Source organism: Stutzerimonas sp., assembly GCF_982611455.1.
In genome coordinates this window covers 1-9,606 of sequence record NZ_CEXBBO010000065.1, presented here as the reverse complement: position 1 = coordinate 9,606, position 9,606 = coordinate 1, and the positions used below count along the sequence as shown (strand labels likewise).

Annotated in this window: 10 protein-coding genes and 1 tRNA gene; 8 read left to right on the top strand and 3 right to left on the bottom strand. The window is 57.3% G+C overall.

The genetic code is table 11. The annotated features are described in order from the left end of the window. On the top strand, nt 1-466 hold a 466-nt coding region (locus AC2LD7_RS21465), incomplete at its 5' end, for a hypothetical protein (RefSeq protein WP_484599652.1). Nucleotides 467-860: 394 nt separating this feature from the next. Next, complete coding sequence (locus AC2LD7_RS21460) at nt 861-1,559, top strand: DNA-3-methyladenine glycosylase (RefSeq protein ID WP_484599651.1); 699 nt, start codon at nt 861-863, stop codon at nt 1,557-1,559. An 8-nt stretch (nt 1,560-1,567) separates the two neighbouring features. On the opposite strand, the gene AC2LD7_RS21455 is transcribed toward AC2LD7_RS21460, so the two are convergent. From AC2LD7_RS21455 to AC2LD7_RS21445, 3 genes are all read right to left on the bottom strand, one after another. Then, entirely contained in the window at nt 1,568-2,683 is a 1,116-nt protein-coding gene (locus AC2LD7_RS21455) for a metallophosphoesterase (protein ID WP_484599650.1), read from the bottom strand. A 435-nt stretch (nt 2,684-3,118) separates the two neighbouring features. Then, nucleotides 3,119-3,316: a hypothetical protein gene (locus AC2LD7_RS21450; protein WP_484599649.1), complete on the bottom strand. Its 198-nt coding sequence runs from the start codon at nt 3,314-3,316 to the stop codon at nt 3,119-3,121. A 386-nt stretch (nt 3,317-3,702) separates the two neighbouring features. Next, nucleotides 3,703-4,605, bottom strand: coding sequence for a LysR substrate-binding domain-containing protein (locus AC2LD7_RS21445; RefSeq protein WP_484599648.1), 903 nt, complete (start codon nt 4,603-4,605; stop codon nt 3,703-3,705). 101 nt (nt 4,606-4,706) lie between these two features. Between AC2LD7_RS21445 and AC2LD7_RS21440 the strand changes: the two genes are divergently transcribed. The 6 genes from AC2LD7_RS21440 to AC2LD7_RS21415 all read left to right on the top strand — a co-directional run bounded on the left by AC2LD7_RS21440 (nt 4,707) and on the right by AC2LD7_RS21415 (nt 9,414). Then, entirely contained in the window at nt 4,707-5,915 is a 1,209-nt protein-coding gene (locus tag AC2LD7_RS21440) for an MFS transporter (RefSeq protein ID WP_484599647.1), read from the top strand. 20 nt (nt 5,916-5,935) lie between these two features. Beyond that, nucleotides 5,936-6,736: a 2,5-didehydrogluconate reductase DkgB gene (gene dkgB / locus AC2LD7_RS21435; RefSeq protein ID WP_484599646.1), complete on the top strand. Its 801-nt coding sequence runs from the start codon at nt 5,936-5,938 to the stop codon at nt 6,734-6,736. 138 nt (nt 6,737-6,874) lie between these two features. Then, a tRNA-Met gene (locus AC2LD7_RS21430) sits at nt 6,875-6,951 on the top strand. Nucleotides 6,952-7,027: 76 nt separating this feature from the next. Continuing rightward, nucleotides 7,028-7,255 (top strand): hypothetical protein, encoded by a 228-nt coding sequence (locus AC2LD7_RS21425; protein WP_484599645.1) that lies wholly within the window; start codon nt 7,028-7,030, stop codon nt 7,253-7,255. A gap of 294 nt (nt 7,256-7,549) precedes the next feature. After that, nucleotides 7,550-8,242: a hypothetical protein gene (locus AC2LD7_RS21420; protein ID WP_484599644.1), complete on the top strand. Its 693-nt coding sequence runs from the start codon at nt 7,550-7,552 to the stop codon at nt 8,240-8,242. Continuing rightward, nucleotides 8,239-9,414, top strand: a complete 1,176-nt coding sequence (locus AC2LD7_RS21415) for an ImmA/IrrE family metallo-endopeptidase (RefSeq protein ID WP_484599643.1) — start codon at nt 8,239-8,241, stop codon at nt 9,412-9,414. The genes AC2LD7_RS21420 and AC2LD7_RS21415 overlap by 4 nt, the downstream gene beginning before the upstream one ends. Nucleotides 9,415-9,606 lie beyond the last annotated feature (192 nt).

Here is a 9,606-nt window from a genome sequence, read left to right as displayed (position 1 = left end):
TTTTCAGTCGGCAGAACAGCCTCTACTGGGTCAGTTTTCGGTCAGCGGCAACAAGGTCTGCACATTCACTCTGCCGACCAAGACCAAGAAGCGTCTCAGCCGCATCGCAGAAGACTTGAAAATCAGTGAGAGCTGCGTCGTTGCCACAGCCCTAGAACAGGTCGAGAATCTGGCCGAGGAGTACCGCAAGAGGGAAAGTAAAATTGAAAATGCGCGTGCGATTGAGCGCAAGGAAGCGAAACAACACATCGATCTACTCAGGGCGAAACATCATGAGGCCATGAGACAAATTCAAAAGCTAGCCACACGGCTTTCTATATGGGAGCTCGCCCTGGACACCGAACACCCGGGCATCGTTATCGATGAGGCACGGCTAGATAGCGCGAGAAAAGAAAAGATCAAGGCTATCTCGAAAGCAATAAAACAGGCTATTTCTCAGTCGGCACTCCTCCTACCGAGAAGCTGATGCGCCCAACCGTTTCGTCATGACAGCGCCAAGTCAGCCTGACCAGGCGCTGTAAGCACAAATAAGCGCACACAACGCTATAACCGGGTACGGAACCGGGTACGAAAATCACGGAACTTACCAATATGTCATTGTTTGCTGGGCCCAAGCAGGCAACTTACCGTCTAACGTCTAAGCGAAACTGGATCGATGATTTGATCCAAGCATCATAACGAGCCCTGCCCAAGCAGGGCTTTTTGCTTTTTAAGCTTCCCACTTGGACCAGATAAAGCCGAACGGCCATGTCTGCACCGCTTGTTTGTCTGACGACTGGCACCAAATCCAGCCATCCATTGGGGAATATTCGTCCCGCTTATCGGTCGGAACATGCAGACTTGCCGAAGCCGGAGCGTGGATGAACAGCCTCACCGAACCACCGCAACAGTATCTCGACGACGCTTTTTTCGACCGGGACGCGCAGATCGTCGCGCAGGATCTGCTGGGCACCGTGATTCGGCATTGTGTCGATGGACTCTGGTTGTCGGCGCGCATCATCGAGACCGAGGCCTATTACGTCGACGAAAAGGCCAGCCATTCTTCACTGGGGTACAGCCCTTCACGACGGGCGATGTTCATGCCGGCCGGGCACCTCTACCTTTATTATTCGCGCGGTGGCGATTCGCTGAATTTCAGCGTCCAGGGTGACGGCAATGCGGTGTGCATCAAGGCCGGCTACCCCTGGGTCGACTCGCTGTCCTGCGAGGAATCCATCGAACGTATGCGTACCAACAGCCCGGCCGCAGCCGGAGGCCCGCGCCCGCTGACTCGCCTTTGCTCCGGTCAGACGCTACTGTGCAAGGCACTCGGCCTGACCGTAACGCAATGGAACGCCCAACGCATGGACCCCGCTCGGCTGCGCGTGGACGACATCGGCGCACGACCAGACATCGTCCAGACCACCCGCCTCGGCATCCCAAAGGGACGCGACGAGCACTTGCCCTATCGCTTCGTCGATGCCGGATTTGCCGCTCACTGCACACGTAATCCGCTGCGCCGCGGGCAGCTGGAAGGCGAAGACTACGTGCTGATGCGCCGCGAGCTGTTGGCGAGCTGAAAAAGCCGCTATCCAGCGCTGACCAAACGAATTCGTGTGATTTCCGATGGCGCGCCGAAACGCAGCGGCGGTCCCCAATAGCCTGTCCCACGGCTTATATAAATCTGCATTTCGCCGACGCGCTGCAGCCCCGCCACCCACGGCTGCTGCCAACGCACGAAGTGCATCCAGGGCCAGAACTGTCCGCCATGCGTGTGCCCGGACAGCTGCAGATCACAGCCCACCTCCAGCGCGGCCTTCGCCGACCGCGGCTGGTGCGCCAGCAGAATACGCGGCACATCGACTGGCGCACCCGCGAAGGCCGCTACCGGATCACTTCTATGATTGGGCCGGAACAGCTCGGCTGAATAATCCGCGATGCCTGCCAACACCAACCGAGCACCAGCGTGCTCAAGCAGCGCGTGACGATTGAGCAATACCCTCATGCCCAGCCGCTCGAATTCGGCGATCCAGCTGTCCGCACCGGAGTAATACTCATGATTGCCGGTCACCACGTAGGTGCCGTGGCGGGCGCTTAGCTGCGCCAGCGGCGCGATGTCATCGGCCAGATCGGCAACGCTGCCGTCTACGAGATCACCTGTGATGACGATCAAATCAGGCGAGAGTCCATTGACCCGCCTGACAATCGCATCGATGTAGCCCTGCTTGATCGTCGGCCCAACGTGGATGTCGCTCAACTGCACGATGCTGAATCCATCCAGCGCGGCAGGCAAATTGCGCATGGCGATGTCGCGCTCCACCACTCGAGCGGTTCGCCGTGCGTTGAGCAACCCGAACAGCATCACCACCAGCACGGCGGCGATAACGGCCTGGGCCGATCCCTGCGTAAAGTTTGCTGACTCCCAGCCCAGCAGCGATGCCAGCACGAGCACGAAGGCACGAACCAGCGAAAAAACCGCCAGGCTGGAAAAGATCCCCATGGCCAGCAACCCGGACCACGCCAGGAGCGCGTTACCCGCCCCTCGTACTAGCACGCCGTAGCGCATCAGAACGGCCGAAAGAACGAGATACAACCAAGCCAGAACGCTGCCGGACAGACCGAGCGATAAATCCGGAATCAGCGTGACGCCCACGAATACATGCAGACCAATCAGCAATACCCCAACCAATAACCGCCTGTTCATGCATGACTTCTCTTGAGAAAGGGAAACACGTGGATGCCCCGCCTGGTTAACAACGGGCTTTTAGATAGCTGATGACTTCAGGATTGATCGATCACGCTAGCCATTGCGTCGCTTGGCGTCGTGATACCCCAAGCGCCCGTGCATGATGTCACGGAGCGGTGAACGCTGCAGTGGCTACCGAGCCTGGCCGGATATGCTTGTGCCCCTTCGTAACCCGGACTCAGAGCGTTCGCTAGCGCACCCACTCAGACGCATGGGTACGCTTAGTACGGAATCCAGTCGCCGATGGTTCCGCCTGGGAACGCACCCAACGCGACGCGTGCTTATTGTCCCAAGGACGAACTCGTTGTTCGACAGCCGTAATCTCCGGCCGCTGACAGGATAAGCACCCGCTGCATCGCAACCCGAGCGCATCCCCAATAAACAACCGGACCGTTACATCACACCCGGATCAGGCATCGGGTCAGGCAGCGGCGGCTCTTTTTCAAGCTGTTCGAGTACCTCATTGGGCAGGGTGTCGCCGTCGTCCAGTTCGGTGTCGCTCTCGGCGTCGTCTAGATCGTTCAGGGGCGATTCATCGGCCAGCCACGGATATCGCGGCGAACCGTTTGTTGGAAAGGCAATGCTGAGCATGAAGATTTCCTCGCAGGTGAGCCTGTGCTTTAGGCAGGCCCGGGCTGGCATGGTTCGGCCCGGTCGTCCCTAGGGTCTGTTGACGTTTCGTCGCGGCCGCGACGGAGCCGGTTTTAGCGCGAGACAAGGCCGCGCCCGCTCCCGGCGGGCTTGCGGCATTCACTCCATCCATGGAGATCGCACGAGTCGCGCAGTTTGGTTGTTCCAAATAAGCGACGAGAAACGCCGTATCGCGCTAAAACCGGCCCGTCCCGTCGGGTTGCGCGGCAAATATCGCCAGGCGGCGTTGCGGAACTTGGCAAGGGAACGACCATTACCGGCGTCCCGCGCCTTGCCTGGCGAAATTTGGCGCAGCAACGCGGCTCGCAGCGAAACGTTAACAGACCCTAGCGCGTCCACGCCTGCTCTCCCAGGCACTCGCTCAGATAATCGAGGAAACAGGTGATGCGCGCCGCCAACGCGGTATTGCGGTAGTACACCGCGTGAATCGGCTGCAGCACTTGCACGTTGGCGTCGGCCAGTACTTCAACCAGAGCGCCCTCGGCACGATCCTGCGCCGTCATGAAATCTGACAGACAGGCGATACCCTCGCCGGCCAGCGCCAGATGCCGCACGGTTTCTCCGCTGGACGCCCATACGCTCGGCACGATGGGCCAGGTCTCACCGAGCGGATGGCGCAACGGCCAGTGATTGAGGCTTTCCGGCTGAGTGAAACCGATCAGGCTATGCGCTGCCAGATCTTCCACCCGCTGCGGCGTGCCACGTCGCGCCAGATAATCCGGGCTGGCCACCGCACGAATCCGACTACGGCCCAACGGCCGGGCGTGCAGGGTGGAATCACGCAGCGGGCCATGGCGCAGCGCGAGGTCCGTGCGATGTTCCAGCAGATCGATGATTTGATCACTGCTGTGCAGCTCCAGCTCGATATCCGGATAGCGCTGGCGAAACCCTCCGATCAGCGGCACCAACACGTGCAGCATGAACGGCGCAGACGCATTGACTCGCAGCCGTCCAGCCGGGTGTTGCAGCCGGCGCGACATCTGCTCCTCGGCTTCTTCCACCGCGTCGAGAATCCGTTTCGCCTGGGCCAGAAAGGCCGCGCCCTCCTCGGTCAGCTCCAAACGCCGCGTCGTCCTTCGCAGCAACGTGGTCGCAAGTTTTGTTTCGAGCCGACTCAATGCACGGCTAACGCCCGAAGCGGTTTGCCCCAACTGCACCGCGGCGCTGGATATTGAGCCGGTATCAATGACCGCCGTGAAGGCCTGCAACTCGTCGAGCGTGGTTTTCATCTGTGACTCGCAGTCAATTATGTTTGGCCTGAGACCCGGTTTTTCCGCATGAGTCTGCGGTAGACACTACGCGCCATGCAATCCAACCGGAGTTTCAATCCATGCCCATCGCTCTGCTCGCGCTGACCCTCAGCGCATTCGCCATTGGCACGACGGAGTTCGTCATCGTCGGCCTCATCCCCACCATCGCCGGTGACCTCGGCGTCAGCCTGCCTTCCGCAGGGCTGCTCGTCAGCCTCTACGCACTCGGCGTCGCGGTCGGCGCTCCGCTGCTCACCGCCCTGACCGGCAAGGTGCCGCGCAAGCTGTTGCTGCTGTCGCTGATGGTCCTGTTCACCGCCGGCAACCTCCTCGCCTGGCAGGCGCCGGGTTATGAGTCATTGATTCTGGCGCGCATCGTCACCGGCCTCGCCCACGGCGTGTTCTTCTCCATCGGCTCGACCATCGCCACCAGCCTGGTTTCGAAAGAAAAGGCCGCGAGCGCCATTGCGATCATGTTCACCGGATTGACGGTTGCATTGGTCACCGGCGTCCCGCTGGGCACCTTTATCGGCCAGCAGTTTGGCTGGCGCGAGACCTTTCTCGCGGTGTCGCTGCTCGGTGTGATCGCCTTTATCGGCAGCCTGCTATTCGTGCCACGCAACATTCAGCACAGCAAGCCCGCCTCCATCGTCCAGCAACTGGCCGTACTGAAACAGCCGCGCCTGCTGTTGGTCTACGCGATGACCGCCGTCGGCTACGGCGGCACCTTTATCGCCTTCACCTTTCTTGCGCCGATCCTGCAGGAGATCAGCGGCTTCGGCGAAGGCGCGGTGAGCCTTGTGCTGTTGGTCTACGGCGTCTCCGTGGCCGTTGGCAACATCTGGGGCGGCAAACTGGCCGACCGTCGCGGGCCGATCAGCGCCTTGAAGTTGATCTTTGCACTGCTGGCCGCCGTGCTCCTCACGCTCACCTTCACCGCGGCCAACCCCTGGCTGGCACTGGCGACGGTGTTGCTCTGGGGCGCGGTGGCGTTCGGCAACGTGCCCGGTTTGCAGGTCTACGTGGTACGCCAGGCCGAGCACTACACGCCGAACGCCGTGGACGTCGCCTCGGGCCTGAACATCGCAGCCTTCAACCTTGGCATCGCCGGTGGCGCATGGCTCGGCGGACATATCGTCGCATCCATGGGTCTGATCCATACCGCCTGGATCGGCTCGCTGGTCGTACTGGTTGCCCTGGCCCTCACGTATTGGAGCGGCCGGCTGGATAGCCTGGACACGCGATCCGGCGACGTCACACACGAGTCGGCCCTCGCCGCCTCGCATTGATCAATCACATAGGAGAACTCATGAGCATTCCCGCTTTCGGCCTCGGTACCTTTCGCCTCAAGGGTCAGCAAGTCATCGATTCGGTGAAGATGGGCCTCGAGCTCGGCTATCGCCACATCGACACCGCGCAGATCTACGAGAACGAAGCTGAAGTCGGCCAGGCCATCGCCGAGAGCGATGTGCCGCGCGAAGAGCTGTTCGTGACCACCAAGGTCTGGACCAGCAACCTCGACGCTGACCGGCTGATTCCCAGCCTCGAGGAAAGCCTTAGCAAGCTGCGCCTGCAGCAGGTCGACCTCACCCTGGTGCACTGGCCCTCGCCCAACGATGAGCTGCCGGTCTCCGGCTATCTGGCCCGCCTGATGGAAGCCAAAGAGCGCGGCCTGACCCGTGCCATCGGCATCTCCAACTTCACCATCGCCCATATGCAGCAGGCCATCGACGCCATTGGCGCCGAGAACATCGCCACCAACCAGGTCGAGGTACATCCCTTCCTGCAGAACCGCAAGGTGATCGACTTCGCCCGCAGCCATGGCATCCACATCACCGCTTATATGCCGTTGGCCTACGGCAAGGTAATGCAGGATGAGGTACTGCAACGCATCGGCGAAAGCCACAACGCCAGTCCCGCGCAAGTCGCCCTCGCCTGGCTGCTGCAACAGGGCTTCGCCGTGATCCCCTCCTCCACCAAGCGCGAAAACCTCGCCGCCAATCTGGCTGCTCAGGAGCTGCGCTTGACCGATGAAGAGATGCAGCAGATCGCCACGCTGGACCGCAACGAACGCCTGGCCAACCCCGGCTTCGCGCCAAAGTGGGACTGATGGACACGCAAACAGACGCGCCACCGCGCAGGCTTCAAAAGCCCGCCGGTGGCGCGGCATAAGCATTTGATAGACGGACAAAAATCACGGAAGGAGGGTTGACAGCCACAGGCGCGACGCGAATAATGCGCGCCACTTGGCTACGTAGCTCAGTTGGTTAGAGCATAGCATTCATAATGCTGGGGTCCGGGGTTCAAGTCCCTGCGTAGCCACCAAATTCAAAAAGGGTTCAGCGAAAGCTGAACCCTTTTTTTGTGCCCGCCGTTTAGCCAACCGCACCGAGAGCGCACCATGAGAGACGACTTCGACAACATCCGCGCCGAGCGCGAAACGCCCTATCGCACCGCCGCTAATTCTTCATCCAATCAACACGCCGGGCTTTGGAAACAAATCGCCATCGGCATCGTGGTTGGGCATCTGTCGTTGGGGTTGATTGGTGCGGTAGTTTGGATGGTTGCGGCGCAGTTGCTTGTTGGGGAGTTGCAGATCGTTGCGCCGTGGGTGGAGAAGCAGGGGTAAAAAGCCGTTGCTGTGTTGCAAGGGGAACGCTTGGTCCTGAGAAAATGAACCCGTCCTTTTTTACATCCCGCTCCGCTTACGAAAGCCAATGCTGCAACGCTCTCTTTTCTATACATATGAGAAAGATTCTTATCTTTAGGTGGTGCTCACGCTTTTCTTTAAGCGTGCGGAGCCTCTACCACACGGGTCGCCGACGATCAAAGCGGCACATTCGCAATCAACCGAGGCAAAACGATTGCGTCTTAGCGATAACGGTGAAAAAATGCAGGAAAATCCAGATAACGGGAAATTACTGTGGACCGAAAACAGATTCATGCTGAGATTGATCGTTTGCTGGTTTCGCACTTTTCGAGAGATTTTTGGCTGCAGATGTCGGACGAAATGCATGCAGCGTATGGTCTAGCCCATGACGTATGCGTCCGGCAATTGAAGCTGCATCCCCCTGAGCTGGTCAGAGCTTTGCCTCAAAATCGGCATTACAAATTGAATTCGATAGTGAAGGATATTGCTCCTAGCCTAGGCGTAGAAGTTCTTGATTTGAAAGCCCGTAATAAAGGTGAGAATTATGTGGTCGTTCGTTCTGGAACACTCCAAGTAGGCAGGATCGGCGTTAACCAGGGCGCGAGGTTGCCACGGACAGCCAAGCATCGCGCACTGATCTCAGCTTTAAATGCTCGGCTGGAGGGGTACACGCACGATCTTTTCTCTCCTAATGTTGAAATGCTGCCGTCTAATACATTGGGTTTGTTGCTACTGAATATCAACCCAAAGAAAAACCTTCCACAGGACCGCATGCTTGACCTGCAGGTTGGCGTGCCCTTCAGTGACTTAAGCGGTTGGCATTATAAAAAGTCATGCGCAGCCGTACTCGCTATGTATGCCGACTCATCTGTTAGCAAGCCTGCTCCGGCTGAAGATGGAGCAATAGTTACGCTCAAAAAGAGTCTTTACAGAATTGAAGAAGAAAGTGAAAAGAGGGATTCATGAGGGTCGGGGTTTCGGATTTCATTCCTGCACGTTTAACTCAGGCTAGAGAATCTGCCTCTCTGACGCGGCTTGAATTAAGCGCTCGCCTAGGAAAATCGTCGTCTTCCGTTTCTCGCTGGGAAAAGGGAGAAAGCGCACCGGAGGCAGAAGCTCTTCAAGCAATGTCGTTGATGCTTGGGTTTCCTATAACATGGTTCACCAAACCACTCGGCGAACATGAAAAATCTCCTGTGTTTTATAGGACGCTAGCAAGCACCACCCGTGATTTGCGAACAAGGGCGGGGCTAAGAATGGAGTGGCTCCAGGAGATTTTCATTTACTTATCTACCTGGCTAGATTGGCCGGCGCTTAATTTGCCGGACGTTCAGATAACAGACCACCGAGAGCTTCGCGCTGCCGACATAGCTAAGGCCGCAGCAGAGTGCCGTCGACTCTGGGGGCTAGGCCTCGGACCTATTTCGGATCTGGCATTAGCGGCGGAAAGTGCAGGCATTGTTTGCGCTAGAACTTTTCAGGGCAACACAAAAATGGATGGGCTTTCTCAGTGGAACGAGTCAGCTCAACGCGCCTTCATTCTACTTTCTGACGATAAATGTAACTATTATCGAAGCCGGTTTGATCTCGCTCATGAAATAGGTCATATAGTTCTTCATCGAAGAATCAAAACATTTGATAACTTGCATTTAAAAGAGATTGAGCGCCAGGCAAACTACTTTGCTAGCTGTCTGCTTTTGCCGGAAGAATCTATCTCTATTGAAATATCAAGATATCCTTCTTTGGAATCATTGTTATCGATGAAGAGACGATGGAGTGTCTCTGTTGCTGCAATCATCTATCGCAGCGAAAAGCTCAATTTAATTGATGAAGAACAAGCATTGAGACTTCGAAAAAGTTATTCTGCAAGAGGGTGGGCAAAAGGAGAACCGTTGGATAACGAACAGCCCGTGGAGATTATTCGACTGTTGCCACGCGCTATGAAAACAGCATTGGAAGCTAGAGTACTGACAAAAGAACAGATTTTGCGCGATTTGGTTATCTCTCGGAAGGAGATTGAAAAAATATGCGGCTTACCTAACGATTTCTTAAGCGTAGAGTCCATTCCCGTTTCAAATGCAATCCCAACGCTAAAAGGCACCACGACAGGGACCGTAGTTAAATTCAAGCGGAGATAATTGCTGCTGCAGCATGTTAGCTATTTTCAGCACTTCCGTATAAGGGGCTAGACAGATTAGGTCAAGCCCCTACCGAGCCACAGATCCAAGAAAGGGTTCAGCAAAAGCTGAGTCCTTTTTTTGCGCTCACTGTCGAGCGTAAGCGCTCCATAAACCCCACCTTCAACTGAACTATCCGTTTCCGGATGCTGG

Coding starts and splice junctions, on each gene's coding strand:
- AC2LD7_RS21445 (WP_484599648.1), bottom strand. CDS start 4,605: ATGAAAACCACGCTCGACGAGTTGCAGGCCTTCACGGCGGTCATTGAT.
- AC2LD7_RS21440 (WP_484599647.1), top strand. CDS start 4,707: ATGCCCATCGCTCTGCTCGCGCTGACCCTCAGCGCATTCGCCATTGGC.
- dkgB (WP_484599646.1), top strand. CDS start 5,936: ATGAGCATTCCCGCTTTCGGCCTCGGTACCTTTCGCCTCAAGGGTCAG.
- AC2LD7_RS21415 (WP_484599643.1), top strand. CDS start 8,239: ATGAGGGTCGGGGTTTCGGATTTCATTCCTGCACGTTTAACTCAGGCT.
- AC2LD7_RS21455 (WP_484599650.1), bottom strand. CDS start 2,683: ATGAACAGGCGGTTATTGGTTGGGGTATTGCTGATTGGTCTGCATGTA.
- AC2LD7_RS21450 (WP_484599649.1), bottom strand. CDS start 3,316: ATGCTCAGCATTGCCTTTCCAACAAACGGTTCGCCGCGATATCCGTGG.
- AC2LD7_RS21460 (WP_484599651.1), top strand. CDS start 861: ATGAACAGCCTCACCGAACCACCGCAACAGTATCTCGACGACGCTTTT.
- AC2LD7_RS21425 (WP_484599645.1), top strand. CDS start 7,028: ATGAGAGACGACTTCGACAACATCCGCGCCGAGCGCGAAACGCCCTAT.